The organism is Ruminococcoides bili, assembly GCF_040093295.1.
Taxonomy (GTDB): domain Bacteria; phylum Bacillota; class Clostridia; order Oscillospirales; family Acutalibacteraceae; genus Ruminococcoides; species Ruminococcoides intestinale_A.
Genome location: NZ_JBBNJY010000002.1, coordinates 39,252 through 58,743 on the forward strand (window position 1 = coordinate 39,252; position 19,492 = coordinate 58,743).

Annotated in this window: 23 protein-coding genes; 4 read left to right on the top strand and 19 right to left on the bottom strand. The window is 40.8% G+C overall.

What is annotated here, in order from left to right; translation table 11 throughout:
* Window position 1: 1 nt before the first annotated feature.
* From xseA to AAAY30_RS00975, 18 genes are all read right to left on the bottom strand, one after another.
* The gene (gene xseA / locus AAAY30_RS00890; RefSeq protein WP_302703575.1) at window positions 2-1,216 is read right to left on the bottom strand and encodes an exodeoxyribonuclease VII large subunit; all 1,215 of its coding nucleotides are present in this window, start codon (window positions 1,214-1,216) and stop codon (window positions 2-4) included.
* A gap of 53 nt (window positions 1,217-1,269) precedes the next feature.
* Window positions 1,270-2,208, bottom strand: coding sequence for a Kae1-like domain-containing protein (locus AAAY30_RS00895; RefSeq protein ID WP_499215661.1), 939 nt, complete (start codon window positions 2,206-2,208; stop codon window positions 1,270-1,272).
* A complete protein-coding gene (gene nusB / locus AAAY30_RS00900; protein ID WP_412249888.1) occupies window positions 2,208-2,687 on the bottom strand; it encodes a transcription antitermination factor NusB in 480 nt (159 codons plus the stop codon). The genes AAAY30_RS00895 and nusB overlap by 1 nt, the downstream gene beginning before the upstream one ends.
* Window positions 2,688-2,755: 68 nt before the next feature.
* Complete coding sequence (locus AAAY30_RS00905) at window positions 2,756-3,304, bottom strand: SpoIIIAH-like family protein (RefSeq protein WP_301954149.1); 549 nt, start codon at window positions 3,302-3,304, stop codon at window positions 2,756-2,758.
* A 7-nt stretch (window positions 3,305-3,311) separates the two neighbouring features.
* A complete protein-coding gene (locus AAAY30_RS00910; protein WP_022235508.1) occupies window positions 3,312-3,761 on the bottom strand; it encodes a SpoIIIAG-related protein in 450 nt (149 codons plus the stop codon).
* Window positions 3,762-3,773: 12 nt separating this feature from the next.
* A complete protein-coding gene (locus AAAY30_RS00915) occupies window positions 3,774-4,247 on the bottom strand; it encodes a stage III sporulation protein AF (protein ID WP_022235507.1) in 474 nt (157 codons plus the stop codon).
* Complete coding sequence (locus AAAY30_RS00920) at window positions 4,244-5,392, bottom strand: stage III sporulation protein AE (protein ID WP_302751422.1); 1,149 nt, start codon at window positions 5,390-5,392, stop codon at window positions 4,244-4,246. Before AAAY30_RS00920 ends, AAAY30_RS00915 begins: the two co-directional genes overlap by 4 nt.
* Window positions 5,393-5,405: 13 nt before the next feature.
* Window positions 5,406-5,798: a stage III sporulation AC/AD family protein gene (locus tag AAAY30_RS00925; protein ID WP_252559874.1), complete on the bottom strand. Its 393-nt coding sequence runs from the start codon at window positions 5,796-5,798 to the stop codon at window positions 5,406-5,408.
* A 9-nt stretch (window positions 5,799-5,807) separates the two neighbouring features.
* Window positions 5,808-6,002 carry a stage III sporulation protein AC gene (gene spoIIIAC / locus AAAY30_RS00930; RefSeq protein ID WP_022235504.1) on the bottom strand — a complete coding sequence of 65 codons (195 nt, stop codon included), beginning with the start codon at window positions 6,000-6,002 and terminating at the stop codon, window positions 5,808-5,810.
* A gap of 10 nt (window positions 6,003-6,012) precedes the next feature.
* On the bottom strand, window positions 6,013-6,510 hold the full coding sequence (locus AAAY30_RS00935) for a stage III sporulation protein AB (protein ID WP_252559875.1): 498 nt from the start codon (window positions 6,508-6,510) through the stop codon (window positions 6,013-6,015).
* Window positions 6,500-7,450 (bottom strand): ATPase, T2SS/T4P/T4SS family, encoded by a 951-nt coding sequence (locus tag AAAY30_RS00940; protein WP_195410042.1) that lies wholly within the window; start codon window positions 7,448-7,450, stop codon window positions 6,500-6,502. The genes AAAY30_RS00935 and AAAY30_RS00940 overlap by 11 nt, the downstream gene beginning before the upstream one ends.
* A 226-nt stretch (window positions 7,451-7,676) precedes the next feature.
* A complete protein-coding gene (ligA, locus tag AAAY30_RS00945) occupies window positions 7,677-9,659 on the bottom strand; it encodes an NAD-dependent DNA ligase LigA (protein WP_499215660.1) in 1,983 nt (660 codons plus the stop codon).
* Window positions 9,660-9,729: 70 nt separating this feature from the next.
* Window positions 9,730-10,305 carry a hypothetical protein gene (locus AAAY30_RS00950; RefSeq protein ID WP_022235500.1) on the bottom strand — a complete coding sequence of 192 codons (576 nt, stop codon included), beginning with the start codon at window positions 10,303-10,305 and terminating at the stop codon, window positions 9,730-9,732.
* An 83-nt stretch (window positions 10,306-10,388) separates the two neighbouring features.
* Complete coding sequence (locus AAAY30_RS00955) at window positions 10,389-12,362, bottom strand: bifunctional 4-hydroxy-3-methylbut-2-enyl diphosphate reductase/30S ribosomal protein S1 (RefSeq protein ID WP_296151340.1); 1,974 nt, start codon at window positions 12,360-12,362, stop codon at window positions 10,389-10,391.
* The gene (locus AAAY30_RS00960; protein WP_022235498.1) at window positions 12,359-12,976 is read right to left on the bottom strand and encodes a lysophospholipid acyltransferase family protein; all 618 of its coding nucleotides are present in this window, start codon (window positions 12,974-12,976) and stop codon (window positions 12,359-12,361) included. Before AAAY30_RS00960 ends, AAAY30_RS00955 begins: the two co-directional genes overlap by 4 nt.
* Complete coding sequence (cmk, locus tag AAAY30_RS00965; RefSeq protein ID WP_499215659.1) at window positions 12,976-13,644, bottom strand: (d)CMP kinase; 669 nt, start codon at window positions 13,642-13,644, stop codon at window positions 12,976-12,978. Before cmk ends, AAAY30_RS00960 begins: the two co-directional genes overlap by 1 nt.
* A 15-nt stretch (window positions 13,645-13,659) precedes the next feature.
* On the bottom strand, window positions 13,660-14,976 hold the full coding sequence (locus tag AAAY30_RS00970) for a BaiN/RdsA family NAD(P)/FAD-dependent oxidoreductase (protein WP_375792793.1): 1,317 nt from the start codon (window positions 14,974-14,976) through the stop codon (window positions 13,660-13,662).
* Window positions 14,885-15,790, bottom strand: coding sequence for a MurR/RpiR family transcriptional regulator (locus tag AAAY30_RS00975; RefSeq protein WP_294383862.1), 906 nt, complete (start codon window positions 15,788-15,790; stop codon window positions 14,885-14,887). The genes AAAY30_RS00970 and AAAY30_RS00975 overlap by 92 nt, the downstream gene beginning before the upstream one ends.
* Before the next feature lie 231 nt (window positions 15,791-16,021).
* Here AAAY30_RS00975 and hisH point away from each other — a divergent pair, with 231 nt between their 5' ends.
* Both hisH and hisF read left to right on the top strand, forming a co-directional pair.
* Window positions 16,022-16,639, top strand: coding sequence for an imidazole glycerol phosphate synthase subunit HisH (gene hisH, locus AAAY30_RS00980; protein ID WP_499215658.1), 618 nt, complete (start codon window positions 16,022-16,024; stop codon window positions 16,637-16,639).
* An 11-nt stretch (window positions 16,640-16,650) separates the two neighbouring features.
* Entirely contained in the window at window positions 16,651-17,406 is a 756-nt protein-coding gene (hisF, locus tag AAAY30_RS00985) for an imidazole glycerol phosphate synthase subunit HisF (RefSeq protein WP_022235493.1), read from the top strand.
* A gap of 131 nt (window positions 17,407-17,537) precedes the next feature.
* Here hisF and AAAY30_RS00990 read toward each other — a convergent pair whose 3' ends face one another.
* The gene (locus AAAY30_RS00990) at window positions 17,538-17,948 is read right to left on the bottom strand and encodes a BlaI/MecI/CopY family transcriptional regulator (RefSeq protein ID WP_022235492.1); all 411 of its coding nucleotides are present in this window, start codon (window positions 17,946-17,948) and stop codon (window positions 17,538-17,540) included.
* Between the two features lie 324 nt (window positions 17,949-18,272).
* Here AAAY30_RS00990 and ybaK point away from each other — a divergent pair, with 324 nt between their 5' ends.
* Both ybaK and AAAY30_RS01000 read left to right on the top strand, forming a co-directional pair.
* Window positions 18,273-18,749 (top strand): Cys-tRNA(Pro) deacylase, encoded by a 477-nt coding sequence (gene ybaK, locus AAAY30_RS00995; RefSeq protein WP_022235491.1) that lies wholly within the window; start codon window positions 18,273-18,275, stop codon window positions 18,747-18,749.
* A gap of 112 nt (window positions 18,750-18,861) precedes the next feature.
* On the top strand, window positions 18,862-19,473 hold the full coding sequence (locus AAAY30_RS01000) for a TetR/AcrR family transcriptional regulator (protein ID WP_022235490.1): 612 nt from the start codon (window positions 18,862-18,864) through the stop codon (window positions 19,471-19,473).
* Window positions 19,474-19,492 lie beyond the last annotated feature (19 nt).

Consider the following 19,492-nt stretch of genomic DNA (forward strand, 5'->3'; position numbering starts at 1 on the left):
GTTATTCACCACATACCTTTGCGTTTATTTTACCGTCACTCAAAATAACAGTGAAATCGTCGCCGTTTTTAAGCTGTTTTGATGAGGTAATGATTTTTTCGTCCTTTTCGGCTATTGCATAACCACGATTCAATACATTAAGCGGATTCAAACCGTCAAGTTTGCCCTTTGCGGCAATAAGTTTATTTTCTTTATCGGAAATATAAATATTCATAAACCGTGTCAGCTTTTCGCTCTTTGCCGAAAGCTGTTTTTCAAGCTGTTCCGCTTTGAGCTTCGGCGATGATGCAGACATTCTTCTCTGCTGATTTTCAAGTCTTAACTGCGCCGTTTTTATCTTTCTGTCAAGCATAGCGGATATATATTGCTTTTGCTTAAAATAGTAAGACATAAGCTCCTGCCTGTCGGGTACGGCAAGTTCTGCCGCAGCAGACGGAGTAGAGGCACGAACATCGGCGACAAAGTCACAGACAGTAAAATCTGTTTCGTGTCCCACACCCGAAATTATGGGAGTTTCGCAATTATAGACCGCATACGCAAGTTGTTCGTCATTAAACGCCCATAAGTCTTCGGCAGAACCGCCGCCTCTGCCTATGATAACCACATCGGCAATCTTGCTTGCACTGAATTTATTTACGGCACGCACAAGCTGCTCGGGCGCACTTTCTCCCTGAACAAGCACAGGTGCGAGCACTATATCCGCACTCGGAAATCTTCGTCTGATAATATTCGTTATATCCTGAACCGCCGCACCCGTGGGAGAAGTTATGACGCCGATTGTTTTAGGAAATTTCGGCAGTGGCTTTTTATGCGCATTGTCAAACAGTCCTTTTTGAGCAAGGCTCTTTTTAAGCTGTTCAAAAGCAAGCGTAAGCGCACCCACACCGTCTGGCTGCATATCCTCAATATAAAGCTGATACCTGCCGCTCGGCTCATATACAGAAATTCTGCCACGACAAATTACTTTCATTCCGTTTTCAAGGCGGAACTTAAGTCGTCTTGCGTTGCCTGCAAACATAACGGCACTTATAACTGAATTGCTGTCTTTAAGCGAAAGGTAAATATGACCGCTGCGTTGGTGCACGGTGAGATTAGAGATTTCACCTGTTACAAGCACAAACTGCAAACTGCCGTCATTCTCGATAATTGACTTTATATAAAAATTTATTTGTGAAACAGAAAGCACTCTCGGCTTTTGAATCTGCGGTGAATACATCTCTTTACCTCCCGCTGATGAAGTATTTTAATATTTTTACACTTATAATCGTCTTAGATTTCCGTATATTTCATATATGCCAAATACGCAATACCCGCTGCGTTATCGGCGGAATATTCGGGTTTTGCAAATGTAGCGCCGAATTTCTCGGTCAGAGCATTTCTTATAATGGAATTTGACATTACTCCGCCCGCAAAAATCACAGGCAAATTGCCGTATTGCTCGAGCAATTTTTCAGTCATTTTTTCAAGCGTAGCCTGAATAAAAGCAAGGCAAAAAGCAGCGATTTTTTCTTTGCTTTCGCCGTTATCAAGCATTTTTTTACACTGATTTTCAAGTCCGCTCAAACAGCAATCGGCGCCCTTGAGAGTAGGACGAACTTTGAATTTTTCTGTATTATTAAGCGCAAGCTGTTCAAGCTGCGGACCGCACGGAAATTTTAAACCGAGCATAAGCCCCACTCTGTCAACTGCCTGTCCGGCATTTAAGTCAAGTGTTTTTGCAGCCTCTTTAACGGCAAACGAGCTTGTACTGCCCTTTGCGAGCACCGCCTCCGTTGTGCCTCCGCTTATATGAAATGCTAAAAATTCTTTTTCAAGCAAATCTTCTCTTGCGGCTGAAAACAGTGCTGCGGCAATATGCCCCTCCTGATGTGAAAATGTCAGGAGAGGCTTTTTTATTACTGCCGATATAATTCTTGCTGTGTTTTCTCCAACCGTAAAGCACGGCATATATGAGCCGTCAACCGGACGGGGGCGTGTTGATACGCCTAATGCAGACACACCCGACAAGTCAACTTCCTTTGCAATGTCCTCAACAAGAGTATGAAGCTGTTGTGTGTGATGAAAAACCGCATCGCTCTGTCTTAAGCCAAGCTGTCCCTGTTTTACGGGCAAAAGCTGCTTTCGCTGCAGCATTTCGCCGTTTTCGCTGTTATACACCGCAACCGAAGTTGTGTAGTTAGAGGTATCTATACCAAGGAAAAGGCTCATTAGTTTTCTCCGTTATCTCTTACAAATGAGCCTAATATTCCGTTGACAAATCCGCTCTCGTCAATAGTGTACTTCTTTGCAAGTTCTACCGCCTCGTTGATTGCTACGCTTGCGGGAACATTGTCAAGATACTTGATTTCATACACTGCAAGTTCAAGGATTGCAAGCGACGGCTTTGAAATTCTTGAAAGAGTCCATCCTTTTTTTAGATAGCGTGAAATAATCTCGTCAAGTTCTTCTTTAGCCGATACAATACCCTCAACTTCTGCCTGTGCAAGTGCGCTTACTCCGCCCATAAAGAGTTCCGAGCTGTCCTGCACCATATTGTCGACAGATGTGTTTGTAAATGACTTTGAAAATAAAAGCATAAATACCTGCTCACGCTGTTCGGAGCGTGTAAGTTTAATCTGTACTGCTTCGTTTTCATTTTCTTCTGTTACTTCTACTTCCTGAGAAGTTACATTTATCTCTTCAGACATATTATCCCAACTTTACAATAAATTATCAGGATAATTATATCACATAAAATTTTGATTGTAAACTATATTCACGCACCTACAACAGATATTGCGTCACTTGCAATTTCATAGTGCGTTGTTACGGCATCGTATATTGACAAAACGGTGTTTTCGTTAAGCTCGTTTTTCGGAACTATAACGGTTACACCCATATCGGTTATACAGCAAAGGCAATCGGAAAAGCCTTTCGCTTTCACAATGGTTTCTATGGTATCCTGCGTTGTAAAAAAGCTGATGATTCGCTCTACATTTTCTTGCGCCTCGGTAAGTTCCGTGTCTGAACTCGAGTCGGAATCGAGTATCTCCTCCGCATCGTCAATTACCTTGTCTTGCGTGTTCTGCCTTTTAGTGCGTTCGGATGCAAAGAAATCCTGCTGCTCCTTCGATAGTGCCATTGCAGCTGCCGCCTCGTCGGAGGTTGCTGTTTCCCCGACTGTTGCATTTACATATGACGCTGCCCCCAGCTCCTTTGCAGGTGAAGTTGTACGAGCCTGCGAAATCTGATAGTTTATGTAAACCGCCGTTGCCAGAGCAAGTACAAGTGATGTCATTACAATATGTTTCTTCTGAATTTTCATAATACCTCTACCTTCGTTCTGTTAATTTTGTAACACATACCTTTGCCGATGAAATATCCAGTGCCCTTGTTACCGCTTGTGTGACCGTTTGTGTTACGACGGGATCATCTCCGCCCTCGCACACAACAAGCACACCGCGGATAACAGGCTGAATTTCCTTTGTCTTGGTGGTACTGTCCTCAAGATATACATATTCGACCGAGTTTTCTATGGTAAGAAGCACCTTTGTTTCTCCGCAGCCGCTGATACTTGAAAGGATTTTTTGCAAATCGCTTTCAATCTCCGTGCTGTAGGTAGTAACCGAAAAGCCCTCGGTTTCCGTTTTTTTATCGGTATTAATTCCCGAAATTGAAGAAATAAAAATAAGTGCTATTCCGATAATACCGATAATTACTATAATTTTTCTTGCTTTGTCACTTTCAAACAGCTTTTTTATTCCGTTTGTTTTTTCTTCCATAGCTTTGCACCCTTAAATAAAAGTTATTCTCGGATATGCTCCGAAGCTTTCAAAAACAATTGAGCCGATTTTATCTTTCCGGCTTTTATATTCATTACTCATATATATGCTGATGTCACCGATAATTATGCTGTTTGACTGCGATTTTGCAAGTACGATTTTACATTCGGATATTTTTATGTTGTTTTGAGCAAGCAGGTCGGTAAGGCTTTGTTCAAGATTTTGTTGTGCCTGTTTAATCACAACATTTGCGTAGGCTTCGTCGGAAGTGGAAACTTGATCTTCGCTGTAATCAACAGGTTCGGCATCAAAATCTATAGAAGAAATTGCCGAGGTTATCGGCGAAATAAGACAGCATACCATAAACGCACCGATTACAAGGGCAACGGTTTTTTTGGTAGTACCCTCGGGTACAAATGCCGACAGCAGACTGCAAATAAGAGCACCGGCACAAACTGTTATAACCGCAGAAATCATACCGCTCATATTCCGCCGCCTCCCATCAAAAGCACAAGTGCAGTTGAAATTATGTAAACCGACATAATGCACAATACAATTGCAAGCAAGGTTGAAAGCACGGTACCGACACCCTCAAGCAAATCTTTTACCTGATTTATGCCGAGTATCTCCGCAAGTAACTTTCCTGCCGATAAAGTAAATATCCACAAAAGGCTGTTAAGTATTATAGGCAGAAACACAAAAGCAATAGATACTATAACAAAAATTCCAAGTCCCGATTTAAGCAAGTTTACACTGCCCTGTACGGTTTTGTATGCATCTGAAAGCGCTGAGCCTACTATCGGAATAAATGAATTTAAAGTAAATCGCACGGCTCGTGTAGAAACATCGTCAACCGAGGTAGTTATCATCTGCTTAAAAGAAAGTACAGCTGTAAATACAGTCATAACAAACCCGAGTACCCATTTTACGGCTTTTGAAATTATTGAAGTTATACCCGTAAGTTTTGATTCCGAGCATACGCTTGCCGTTACTGATACACCGAGAAACATATTAAGAAAAGGAACTATTACCTTTGAGCTTAGTTGTCCCACTCCCTCTCCTGCGCCGATCATCATTGCGTAATATGACGCACCGCTTACGGCGTGTCCCGTGCTCGACATAATCATAACCATTACAGGCACAAATGCAAGCATAAAACTTGATGCCGTTTTTACTACCGTTGACATATCTGAAATTACTTCAATTACGGGGAGTGCAGCCGTACAGGTAGCACACAGTACGGCTGCTATGCCAAGTGAGGAGGAAAGTTCACTTGAAAGCGAATTTTTGTACGAAGATAAAAGCGAGCATATAAGCAAGAGTGCGGTAAGTGAGATTACCGCTTTTAACGGCCCTGCGCTGTTTTCGCCCGCAAGTTTTACAATTTCATTCACAACTTCTCCGAACGAAATCTGCGAAAGCTCATTGCTGTCTATGCCGTTTATCCCTATATTTTCAAGGCTCTGCTTTACATCGTCAGACAGGCTGTCATATAAAGCAGAAGTATCGTAAATGCTGTTAATATCATTTGTTGTACTTCCGGTTTTGGCTGTTGTATCGGCTGCAAATACAGTAATCTGCGACAGAAAAACAACCGCAATCACAACTAAAAACACCGCTGTTTTTTTCAACATCAACACTCCTTCAGGAGTTTTCTACAAGTGACACCACTGTATTTAAAATTTCCGTATAAAGCGGAAGTGATGTTACCATAATCAATATTTCACCTGCAAGCGTAACATTTGTTGCTATTGCCTGCTGTCCCGACTCCTTACATACACTGACAGCAAGCTCTGTTACAATGCATATTCCTATTACCTTGAGCAATATTTTTATATACTCAATATTCATATCAGATGCTGCCGCAATTTTATTTACCGTCTGCAAAATCGTAGCCGCAAACGAAATTACGGCTGTAAGCAATATTACACCGCAGGCAATTGAAAGCATAAGCGAGATTTCACCGTTATGCTTTTTTATTGCTACGGCAGAAATTGCAGATACAATTGCGACAGCGGCTATAGTAATAATATTCATACTTTATTCCTAAAAGCCGAATAACTGCTTTATCGTGTTAAACAAGGCGCTTATCTGCGTGACAATCAGAGTAAGCACAACTATAAGACCCGCAAGCGTCGTAAGCATTGCCTGTTCTTCTCTGCCGCTGCGTATGAGCACCTGACACAACACGGCTACAATTATACCGATTGCAGCTATTTTAAAAATCAGTTCAACATCCATAGCTATCCTTTCAGATTATAACAAGTGCGGCTGCCGTGCCGACAAAAAATCCCATAGTTTTGTAAAGCCGTGATTTTTGTTTTATTTCATTTTTACTGTCATCAAGATGAGCGTTCGCAAGCCCTTTGTAAAGCTCAATATGTTTGAGCTGTCCCTCTACATCGGTTATGCCGAGTTTTTCTCCGAATGAGCATAAAAGCTGTTTATCCTCGTGCTTTAAAGCGTAACCGTCGGAAATATCCGCTACCGCATTTTTCCATTTTTTAAAAAATGTACCGTCGTATTTTTCGTACGCACCGTATATTGCTTTTCCGAATCTGTCTTCGCTTTTGGAAAAAATAATCGAAAGTTCATCTGTACTGTAGCGAATATTTGTCGCAAGAGTATCAAGGAAAACCAAAAAGTCATTTATAAAATCTCTGCGTTTGTACAGCCGTTGGGCTTTTTTAAATCCCATAAGAGTTGTTGCGCTCACAAGCAAGATACAGCCGATAATTTTAATTACCAAATACATCACCGACTCTCATAATCTTGCTCACTCTGCCGGCAGACGCTCTGTTATCAAGGAAAACAAGGGTTTTAAAGCCGCCGCAGGAAACGAGTTTACGGATATTATCTTTTCTTCTAAGTTCGTCAACGCTTGAACAATGCAAGGTAGAAATAAAAGATACACCCGAATTCACGGAATATTCCACAGCGTCAATATCTCTCTGCGTACCGATTTCGTCGCAAACAATAATATCGGGCGACATACTGCGTATAGCCTGAATAATTCCGCTCGGCTTATCGTAAAGGTCAAACACATCACAAAGTCCGATGTCATTTTGCAGGATACCCGAGGAAGTGCCCGCAAGTTCTCCCCTTTCGTCAATCAAAGAAATTCTCTTGCCGTATTCGGTCGAGAGTATTCTTGCCATATCCCTTAAGAGCGTGGTTTTGCCCGTGCATGGCGCACCGCAAATAAGCACGCCGCCAAAGTCGGGATTAAGAGTGTCAATAACAGCTCTTGAACACTCTTTATGCTCTCTTGCAATTCTGATGTTAATTGACGAAATATCACGGATATTTATTACCTTGTCACCCTCACAAATTGCCGTACCGCAGATACCCGCTCTGTGACCGCCGTGCATTGAAACAAAGCCGTTTATAATTTCACTTTGTTTTGAATATACCGAGTAATTGCAAATGTTGTGAAAAGTATCCGTAAGGTCGCCACGGCTGACTGTGAGCATTGAGCCGTCAAGTATAGTGTTGGTAAGCCCGCCCTTTTCCGTAAGAAAATATGTAGTATCCGGGCAAACAACCGCTACAGGTCTGTTTACACGCAATCTTATTTCCTGCGCAGTATCGCAGAATTTTTGCGACAGCGGTAAAATTCTCTGATAAATATTCTGACTTAGCGAGCGTATGGCAAGTACAAACCTGCCCTCATTATTAAGACTTGTCATTTTTATCGTCCTTTCCTTGGCTTTGTTAATATGTATGCAGACAAGCACATAAAAAGAACAAGGTTTAAATATTTTTTGAATGATAGATTGTAAGCAAAAACAAAAAACTATCCTACTTATGTAAGATAGTCCTTTGTGTTATAGTCATATATTTTGCGGACAGTGCAGTCCCCGTGATAATAGCTATAGTTAATTTATTTTTAGGTTAGCGCATTTCTTATTAAATTCATTCAGCAAGCATATTTAATAATTCTTCTTCCGAAATAATTGCAATACCGAGTTGCTGTGCTTTTGTCAGTTTACTTCCGGCGTCTTCGCCCGCAAGCACATAGTCGGTTTTTTTAGATACGGAAGAGCTTGTTTTTCCGCCGTTCTGCTCAATCAGTTTGCCTGCCTCACTTCTTTTCATAGTCGGCAGAGTGCCTGTAAGAACAAAGGTTTTGCCCTCAAGAATTCCGCCCTTTTTCTTCTGTTCGGACGGTTTCATTTCAAGTCCGAGTTCTTTCAGTTCGTCAATCAGATTTTTTGTGCTTTCGGCAGAAAAATAATTCACTACGCTTTCCGCCATAATCAGGCCAAAGCCCTCTATTGCGGAAATATCCTCTGTTTTTGCATTCATAAGGTCATCAATATTCGCAAAATTTTCGCATAAAAGTTTTGCGGCTTTAAGACCTATATTTCTGATGCCAAGTGCAAAAACAAGGCGATATAATTCATTGTGTTTTGATTTTTCAATTGAATTAATAAGATTTTGCGCAGATTTTTCGGCTTTTCTGTCAAGGGCGGTTATGCTGTCAACCGTTAATCTGTAAAGGTCGGCAGGAGATTTTATCAGTCCCTCATTCACAAGCTGTTCAAGCACAGCAGGTCCGAGGCCGTCAATATCCATAGCATCTCTGCCTACAAAATGGATAAGGTGTCGCATAAGCTGGGCAGGGCAATCGGTGTTTGTACAGCGAATAGCAGCCTCATTTTCGTCACGCACAACAGGAGTGTGACAGGACGGACAAAGTTTCGGAAACTCAAAAGGCACCGCATTTTCGCCGTGTTCTTTTACAGAAAGAACCTCCGGAATAATCTCTCCGGCTTTACGGATAATTACCGTATCACCTACGCAAATACCTTTTTCATCTATAAAATCTTTGTTGTGGAGCGTTGCACGGCTTACTGTCGTACCCGCAAGAAATACAGGTTCAAAAATTCCGACAGGAGTAAGCACGCCTGTTCTGCCGACATTTATTTCAACTTCAAGCAATTTTGTCGCCTTTTCTTCGGGCGGATATTTATATGCCTCCGCCCATTTCGGATATTTTGCGGTACTGCCCAATAATTCTCTTGTTGCAAAATCATCAACCTTTACAACCGCACCGTCAATCGCATAATCAAATGTACCTCGCATATTTCCTATACGCTCAATTTCTTCAACAGCCTCTTGCATATCCTCGAAAATATTATAAAACGCAGTCGGAAATCCAAGCTCGGTAAGGTAATCCAAACCCTGATGATGACTTGTAATTTCAACGCCCTCGATTTGTTGGATATTAAATACAAAAATATCAAGTTTGCGCTTTGCGGTAATCTTAGAATTTTTTTGCCTTAATGAGCCTGCGGCGGCATTTCTCGGATTTTTAAACGGCTTTTCTTCGTTATCTTCCTGTTCCTTGACAAGTTCGTTAAAGCTGTCAAAAGACATATAAACTTCACCACGCACCTCTAAAAATGCAGGCGCATTTTCAATCTTTTTCGGAAGTGAACGGATTGTCATAAGATTATCCGTAACATCTTCACCGACTGTTCCGTCACCTCTTGTCGAACCTCGAACAAATACACCGTTGCGATACTCGCAAGATACGGAAAGACCGTCAAATTTTGGCTCAACAACATATTTTACATTCGGAGCAACCTCACGCACTCTTCTGTCAAAATCAAACAATTCCGAGTGAGAAAAGCTGTCGTGCAAACTTTCCATCGGCACTGTGTGAGTTACGGGAGAGAATTTTTCTCCACGCTCGCCGCCTACTTTATTTGTCGGCGAAAGCGGTGACTTGAGTGTAGGAAAATCGTTTTCAAGGTTTTCAAGCTCACGCAAAAGCATATCGTACTCATAGTCTGAAATTTCGGGATTATCGAGATTATAATAACGATTATTGTGATACTCAATCGTCTTTGTGAGCTCTTTTATTCTTTGTTCTGCCAAAATTATATCCATAAAATCATCCTTATTTAACATTCCATAAAACAAGCGGTGTTATATGCCAAAAATAAAGCAAAAATGAAAATTACTTGTTTACGGCCGAAGTGCCCTTTTCTTTCAAATATGTTGATTCAAGGTCTGCAAGGTGGAGCTTTACGGCAAGCGGATAACGCTCGTATGCAAGAGAAATTGAATTGCTGTTTTTATCACCAAACTCTCCCATATGCCAACGGATTGCCATTGCCTCATCAATCTTTAAGTGCATTTTGCGCTCAATAAGAAAAACCGATTTTTCGCCGTGACCGTACGGGAATTGGTCGTCAATTGCATAATAAGGCACTTTTTCCCATACGCCTGTCTGCTCGTTTTTTACATTTCTTGACGAAACCTTGTAAAACTGCGCCTTGCATAAATCGTGCAGAAGTCCGCATATTGCAAAACTTTCAATATTATCGGTTTCTTCGTCATAATGCTTTTCCATCATTGTATTAAACACGCTGACAGAGTGCATTACAAGTCCGCCCTCGCAAGCACAATGATATTTCGTACTTGCAGGAGCAGTAAAAAAGTCTGTGCGCTTGAGCCATTCAAGTAATTCTTCTGCACCGTTGCGTGTTATGTACTTTGTATAAATCTCAATAAATTCTTCTTTTGGAGTCATTTTTTATCGCTCCTTTTGCGGTTTATTATATAAAATAGAACAAAAGGGCATCCCTATAATGGAATGCCCTGTTTAATAACAAATTATTCAGCAACCTCTTCAGTAGCCTCAGCAGGAGCCTGCTCGTCCTCAGGAAGGAGTGCACGCATTGAAAGGCTTACACGCTTCTTGTCGAAGTCAATAGCAGTAATCTTAGCTTCTACTGTTTCGCCAACTGAAAGTACATCAGCGGGCTTTTCAATTCTCTTGTTAGCAATCTGAGAAATGTGGATAAGACCGTCAATACCCGGGATGATGTTTGCAAAAGCACCGAATGATGTAAGACCAACGATTGTAGCCTTAACAACTGTGCCCACCGGATACTGGTTCTTGAGGATCTCCCATGGATTCTCGTCAGCGTTCTTAAAGCCGAGAGAAATCTTCTTTGTTTCCTCGTTGATGTCCTTTACATATACTTCTACAGTATCGCCAACATTTACAACCTCACTTGGGTGCTTAATGTGTGTCCAAGAAAGCTCTGAAATGTGGATCATACCAAATACACCGCCAAGGTCAACAAATGCACCGTAGCTTGTAAGTGACTTAACAACACCTGTGTACTTCTTACCAATTTCGCAGTTCTTCCAGAACTCCTCACGCTGAGCAGCTCTCTGCTCCTTAAGTACGCTTCTGATTGAGCCGATAGCTCTCTTTCTTCTGCCACGCTGTGAAACCTCAATAAGTCTGAACTGTACTTCTTTACCTACGAGATCCTCAAGGCTCTCGTCACGAGTAGCAGTTGCCTGCGAAGCAGGAATAAATACTCTTACATCGTTGTAGATAACGATTACACCGCCCTTAACAGCCTCTGTAACCTTACCTGTAAGAACTTCCTGTGAGTCAACCTTAGACTCAAGAATTTCCCAGCCCTTAGCTGCGTCTACTCTGCGCTTAGAAAGCATAATTGTGCCTTCCTGATCATTTGTCTTCATAATAAGAAGCTCGATCTTGTCGCCAACCTTTACGATATCCTCCGGCTTAGCGTTAGGATCGTTAGAAAGCTCACTGGCAGGAATAAAGCCTGTCTGCTTTCTGCCGACATCAACCTGAACCTCGTTAGGCGCAATGCTGAGCACTGTACCCATTACCCTCTCATTTGTATTTAAGTTTTTGAGGGATTCCTCAAGCAATGCCTCAAAAGATTCTTCACCATTTGTTACACCGGATTTAATTTCACTCATTGTATCCAGTACCTCCTTTATTATCCTTGCCGGAGTAGATGCACCGGCAGTAACGCCAATTTTTTCAGCAACGCTGACTTGTAAAGCATCAAGCTCATCCGCTGTTTCAATAAGAACTGTGTTATCGCACTGCCTTTTGCATATATCAAAAAGCTTGCCCGTGTTTGAGCTGTGCCTGTCGCCTATTACTACCATAAAATCGGATTGAGCCGCAAGTAAGTCAGCTTCGGTCTGTCTAACTGACGTTGCATTACATATTGTATCAAATATTTTTGCATTTGTACATAGTTTTTTAATCTTTTTTACACACTTTTTCCATTCTTTTGTGTCAAATGTGGTCTGTGCGACAACAAAAACCTGTTTATTATTCTTTTTTAGAACAATATTGTAAATCTCGTCAATTTCTTCACTGTTTTTAAAGGTGTGACATTCGGTGCTGCAATGACCTATAATGCCCTCAACCTCGGGGTGAACGCTGTTGCCTGCGATTAAAACTATGCCGTCCTTGTTGTCGGGATTTGCAACTATGTTGTGAATCTTCTTGACAAAAGGACATGTTGCATCTTCATATTTTACACCATTTTCATCTAATTTGTCAATAACATATTTTGGAACACCGTGAGAACGGATAACAAGAGTAGCGTCTTTTTCTACCTCGTCAATATTATCAACCGCTTTACAGCCACGGCTTTCAAGTTCGTTTACGACTTCCATATTATGAATGATAGGTCCGAGAGTAGATACTTTTACATTCTTGTCAAGCAAACTGTTCACAATATTTATTGCTCTGTTTACGCCAAAGCAAAAGCCGGCAGATTTTGCAACGGTTATGCTCATTTTCTGTCCTGCTCCCTCATCTTCTTGATTTCGTCCATAATCATATTTGTGGCATTTTTAAGCTGTCGTCTGTCGCCGTCGGGTGTAAGTCCGAGCTGCTGCGGAGTAAGCGGATCGCCAAAATGAATTACTCTCTTTGCAAAGCGGTACTTCGGGTTACCCGTAATTGTGATGCACGCAGGAATAACCGGCACCTGCATTTGTTGAGCAACAAGTGCGCAGCCGCTTCTCGGACGCATAAATTCGCCTGTCTTTGTTCTGCCTCCCTCAATAAAGATAGTCATTACATTGCCCTCTTTTATGAGGTCTTCACCTGTTTTTATAGCTTTGCCGTCACCTGCGCCACGCTCAACGGGAAACGCACCGAGTGCACGGATTAATCCTGCAAAAAACTTGTTTTTAAAAAGTTCCTGCTTTGCCATAAAGAAAAGTCTGCGCCTTTGACCGAGACCTAAAAGCACAGGGTCAGAAAACGACATATGATTGCTTGCAATTATATATGCTCCTTCATGCGGAATAGAGTTGTTATTTATAAATTTATATCTGTAAAACACTTTCATAATCGGACGGCAAACCGCCTGACCCACTCTGTAAAGCACCTTTGACTGTCCCATCAAGCATTCTCCTTTATAACGGAAATTATTTTATCTACCGACTGTTCAAAATCAAGTTCTGTAGTATCTACAATCACACAGCCTTCTGCAGGTTTGAGCGGAGCGGTTTTGCGGTGAGAGTCATTGTAATCACGCTCGTTTACATCTTTAAGAACATCGTTGTAACTTACAGTCATTCCCTTTTCCAAAAGTTCTTTGTATCGTCTTTCGGCTCTTGCCTCGGGAGATGCGGTAAGAAAGATTTTTACTTTTGCATCGGGAAGAACAACCGTACCGATATCCCTGCCGTCCATAATCACATTATTTTTCTTTGCCATATCTCTCTGCAAATCAAGCAAATACGCTCTTACTTCGGGAATTGCTGAAATTTTTGACGCTGTCATAGATACTTCGGGTGTTCTGATAAGTGACGAAACATCTTCGCCGTCAAGCAATACAATTTGCTCTGAATTATCGTTAAAAGCAAGCTCAACCTTAATTTCTTTAAGCATATCGCTCACTTCTTTTGACTCAACAGGCTCGATATTTCTTCTCATGGCGCTAAGTCCGATTGTGCGGTAAAGTGCGCCTGTATCAACATATATATAGTCAAGAGCCTTTGCAACTCTTTTTGCTATTGTGGATTTTCCTGCGCCGGCAGGGCCGTCAAGTGCTATTGCAACAGACATTTTATTCTTCCTTTCTTAATAAGCGGCGCTTTCGCCTGCAAGATTACCTGTACTCCATGCTATCTGTAAGTTAAAGCCGCCCGTATAGGCATCGCAATCTATTACTTCGCCTGCAAAGTAAAGTCCTTTTACAAGTCGGCTTTCCATAGTTTTCGGATTAATTTCAGTGGTTTTTACGCCGCCCGAAGTAATAATCGCCTCTTCAATAGGACGAAAACCGCTGATTTCTACGGTAAAAGCCTTTAAAAGTTCGCAAAGAGTTCTGCGTTCTTCCTTAGTAACAGAATTGCATTTTTTATCAAAAGGTATACCCCAACGCTTTAAAACAGGTACAACAAGTTTTTTAGGCAGCAGCTTAGTAAATGAATTAGAAACATCTTTATTATGATTTTCGTCAAAATCACGCTGTAAGCGTTTTTCAAGCTGCTCATAAGAAAGTGCAGGTTTTATGTCAATTACGGCATTGTATCTGCCGTCCGAAATATCACGGATATGTGAGCTTGCGGAGAGTACCATAGGGCCGCTCATTCCGAAATGGGTAAAAAGCATTTCTCCGAAATCATCGTAAACCGTTTTACCGCTCTGTGTATCAACAATCTTAAGACCCACATTTTTAAGTGCAAGGCCCTGCATTGATTTACAGTCGAGATTTTTGCTTTCGAGCGGAACAAGCGACGGTTTTAGCGGTACTATTGTATGTCCCGCCTGCTTTGCGAGAGTGTATCCGTCACCTGTAGAACCTGTGAGAGGATAGCTTTTACCGCCGCAGCATATAATCACACTGTCCGCATAATATGTTTTGTTCTTACACTTAACTCCGACTGCCTCACCGTTTTCAAGCAAAAGTTCTTCGGCGGTGTCTTCCACAATTTTACAGCCGCAGTTTTTTACATAGTTATACAATGTATCAACCACATCAACAGCTTTGTCGGACTGCGGAAAAACCCTGTTGCCACGCTCTGTTTTAAGAGAAAGTCCAAGTCCCTCAAAGAACGCAACAGTATCTTCGGGAGTTAATTTGTTGATTGCCGAATAAAGAAATTTTCCGTTTGTAGGAACATTTCTTATAAAAGTTTCGACATCGCAGTTATTGCAAACATTACATCTGCCTTTGCCCGTAATCATAATTTTTCTGCCGACACGCTTGTTTTTTTCTATTAATGTTACGCTTGCGCCGTACATTGCCGCTGCCGATGCAGCCATAAGACCCGCCGCACCTGCGCCGACCACAACTACCTTTTTACTTTCCATTCTTCTTTCCCGCTTCCGTCTTTTCTTCCTCGTCCTTCTCTCCGCTTGCGTAAACTCCCTCTCTGTTCCATACGGTTTCAAGTCTGCGGAAGTTTTCGGATACTTCGTCTTTCTTTTTAAGAACAGTCGCAACAATAAGCGCATTTATAAGGCTTAACGGGGCTACAAGCGAATCGACTATTGACGCCATATCACTTCTTGCAATAAGTACGGAGTCTGCCGATTTAACAAGCGGCGACACCATACTGTCGGTAATTGCTATAGCGTGCGCACCCTGCGAACGGGCATAGTTCATAGCGTCAACAGCCATTGTGCTGTATCGTGGGAATGAAATTCCTATCATAACATCTTTGTCGGTCATTCTGAAAATTCTCTCATATGTTGTTGTATGGCTTGTAGAGTCGATTACTCTTACATTATCGAAAATAAGTTCAAAATAGTAGCCGAGAAAACTTGCGATTGCGGCAGTTGAACGAACACCGAAAATATAGATTCTGTCGGCATTGCAGATTTTGTCTACAGCCCTTTCAAAATCCTCGTGCGAGGTTTCTTCAATGGTTCTGCGGATTTTATCAATATCCTGATTCAGCACGCTGTTTAAAACATCGTCATTGCCGATTCTGCTTGAAGTAACCTCAATTCGCTGAACAGAAGTGAGCTTATCCCTTATCATTTCCTGCATGGCTTTCTGCAGCTTTGGGTAGCCGTCATAACCAAGCTCTGTGGCAAATCTTACAACCGTACTTTCCGAAACGCCGACGGTTTCGCCGAGCTTTGAGGCAGTCATAAAAGCCGCTTTGTCATAATGCTCCTCTATATAAAGTGCAATTCGCTTTTGACCTTTTGAAAGCGAGTGCATACTCAAATCTATTCTTGTCAATAAATGAGTGATCATCAAATAACCTTCTTTTAAAAATTCTGTAATTATGAGCAACCTGCAAACGCAGGATTTTTCTTAATTTTACATACATATTTAATTGTAGCACACAAGTTATTTTAATTCAACCGAAAAACGGGTTAATTTTTTATTTTTTGAAATAATGAATTATCGCACTGTTTTTCTTGCAAAAAACGAGCAAATATGCTAATATACTACTATGCTGAAATGTAATCGGGAGGACAGATTATGATTGCTATAATTGACTACGGCGCAGGAAATATTCAGAGCGTAAACAAGGCTTTGAAATATATCGGCTGTGACTGTGTTGTTACAAGAGATAAAGATATGATTTTAAAGGCAGACGGTGCCGTTTTGCCGGGCGTAGGCTCATTCGGAGATACAATGGACACCATGGAAAGCTACGGCATTAAAGACACCGTACTTGATTTTATAAAGACAAAAAAGCATTTCTTAGGTATTTGCCTTGGATTGCAGTTGCTTTTTCCCGAAAGCGAAGAAAGCCCTAATAAAAAAGGTTTATCTGTTTTTGACGGCAGCATAACAAAAATTCCTGCCAATACAGGCTTAAAGATACCGCACATAGGTTGGAACAGTCTTGATATTGTAAAAAAGGACGGCATTTTTAAAGGTATAGAAGACAATGCCTATGTATATTTTGTTCACTCATACTTTTTAACGGCAAAGAACCCTGAAATTGTTGCCGCAAGGACAAACTACGGAGTTCAAATTGATGCGGCAATCGAATGGGAAAATGTTTCCGCAACGCAATTCCACCCCGAAAAAAGCGGTGAAGTCGGATTAAAAATTCTTAAAAACTTTGCCGATATGGTAAACGGAAAGTAAGGAGAAAAGATATGTATGCAAAAAGAATTATACCCTGCCTTGATGTAAAAAACGGCAGAGTTGTAAAAGGTATGAGCTTTGTTAATCTTGTAGATGCGGGCGACCCCGTGGAATGTGCAAAGCAATACGATAAAGAAGGCGCAGACGAGCTTGTATTTCTCGACATTACAGCTTCAAGCGATTCAAGAAATATTACAATTGATATGGTTGAAAAAGTAGCAAATTCAATTTTCATTCCGTTCACCGTAGGCGGCGGTATAAGAAGTGTTGACGATTTCAATTTACTTTTAAGAGCAGGCGCAGACAAAGTTTCCGTTAATTCCGCTGCCGTTCATCGACCTGAACTTATCAGCGAGGCGGCTTATAAATTCGGCAGTCAGTGCGTAGTTGCCGCCATTGACGCAAAGCGAAAAGAAAACGGTTGGGAAGTTTATGTGAATGGCGGAAGAACTCCTGTAGGCCTTGACGCGGTTGAATGGGCTGTAAAATGTGAACAGCTCGGCGCAGGCGAAATTCTGCTTACAAGTATGGACGAGGACGGACAGAAAAAAGGCTATGACATCGCACTTACAAGAGCAATCTCGGAAAAAGTTTCAATTCCCGTAATCGCCAGCGGCGGCGCAGGCGCTCTTGAGCATTTCTATGACGCATTCACAGAGGGCAAAGCAGACGCAGTGCTTGCCGCCTCTCTCTTCCATTTCGGCGAAATTCCGATTCCCACATTAAAAAAATATCTTAACGAAAAAAATATTCCTGTAAGACTTTAACATCAAAGGGCAAACAGCCATCAGACTAAAATAAGTTTGATGGCTGTAATTTTTATACCCGATAATCTATAAATCTATAATACAAAAGCCGCTCTGAAGCGGCAATTGTAATAATAATTTTTACTTTTTAATTATGCGCTGTAACTGTCACGGTTATTCTTATCCGATGCAAGTTCTCGCTTTCTTTCGTCAAGCTGACTTTGCATTTTTTCAAGAATTTGAGGATTTTCCGTATTTGCGATTATCTCGGCAAAAAGGTCGGGAATATTCTCTTCTTTAAAACCTTTTTGAGAAAAAATCCGCTTTACGGAATAAGCGTACTTTGACATTGTAGGCTGAAAAGTGCGGGCATAATTCTTTGTCATCTGTTTTACACCCACAACCTCAATCATTTGCTTGTTAAGCAATGAATTGATTAAAAGGTTAATGTAACTTTTGCGCCATGTTCTGTTTACAGATTTGCTTACAATCTCAGAACTTGCCAGAGGCTCGCCCACCTCCCATAATAAATTCATAATCTCTTCTTCGCTTTTAGTCAGCATTGCCAATCATCCTTCCGTAATTTTCTTTATATATACCGCAAAATTCTTTAAGCCAAAGCCTTGTGCTGTGGCAATTATCAATTAAACATACCCAATAAATGCGAAAAAACGAAAAATATACAATTTATTTTTAATCTATTGTACTTTATTGCAGTGATTAAGTCAATATATATCTATCAATATTTTTAAAATTTTGAGCAAAAACACAGTTTTATATCTAATTTATAACAATACTTGACATACACAAATTTCCACAATAAAATTATATGTGTATATTATTAAACATTATAATCATTATTATATATTTGTAATTTGGAGGCTGTTATGTCAGAATTTAAAACTAATGTAATGCGTATTCTCGAAAAAGCAAAAATAGATTATGCAGCACACGAATATCCGCACGGAAAAGACGCTGTTGACGGCATAAGCGTTGCCAAACTTTTGGGGCAAAATCCCGAATGTGTATTCAAAACGCTTGTCACAAAAGGCGTAAGCGGCAGCTACTTTGTATTTGTTGTTCCCGTTGCGGCGGAACTCGACCTTAAAAAAGCCGCAAAATCAGTTGGCGAAAAATCCGTTGAGATGATTCATGTAAAAGATATTTTAAAAGTAACAGGCTACATTCGAGGAGGCTGCTCACCTATCGGAATGAAAAAGCAATACCCTACCGTTTTCCACGAAAGCTGCCTTAACAATCCGAACATTATTGTAAGTGCGGGAAAAATCGGTTATCAGATTGACCTTGACCCTCAAACTTTAATTGAATTCACAAAAGGAAAATGTGCTGACATTATTAAGTAGTTTGTACACAAAAACTTCACATAACATTTGTGTTACCTTTATTGACTAAGGATTTATATAATGCTAAAATTATAGCAAATATGATAACCTGTCATATCAGGAGGTAATAGGTATGATTAAAAAAACATTTTACAATCTTCCATACGAAAAAAGAAAGCGTATTACCGACGCTGTCATAAAAGAATTTATGGAACGACCTAACGAAAAGGTTTCTATAAACAGAATTATAAAGACCGCTGAAATTTCCCGAGGCAGTTTTTATCAGTATTTTGACGACAAGGTAGATTTGATAGAAATTATCACTAAAACTATGTTTGAAGAATCAAGCAACAAAGCCAAAGAAATTTTAAAACTTTCATGCGGCGACCTTTTTGTTATGTACATTAAAATGTTTGATTATTTCGGCGATTACAGCAGTCAAAAGCAAACAATGAAAATTATGAGAAATATTGTTGACAGCTTTAAGGCAAACGATGACCTTGTGAGCGAATATCTGAAAAATCGCTTTAATATGGCACTCACCAACAACGAGATTTACACTATGGTGGACAGACAAAATCTGAAATTTCAGGATAACGAAAGCGTTAAATGCCTCATAGAAATTCTTACACAAGTGCTTAAAAATGCAATTTTCGATGTTTTTGTCGCAGGCAGTGACCGTGAAGAAGTGCGTGAACGCCTTATCAAAAAAATCGACATAATCAAACAAGGCGCAGTCAAGTGATATTAGGTAATAAATAATT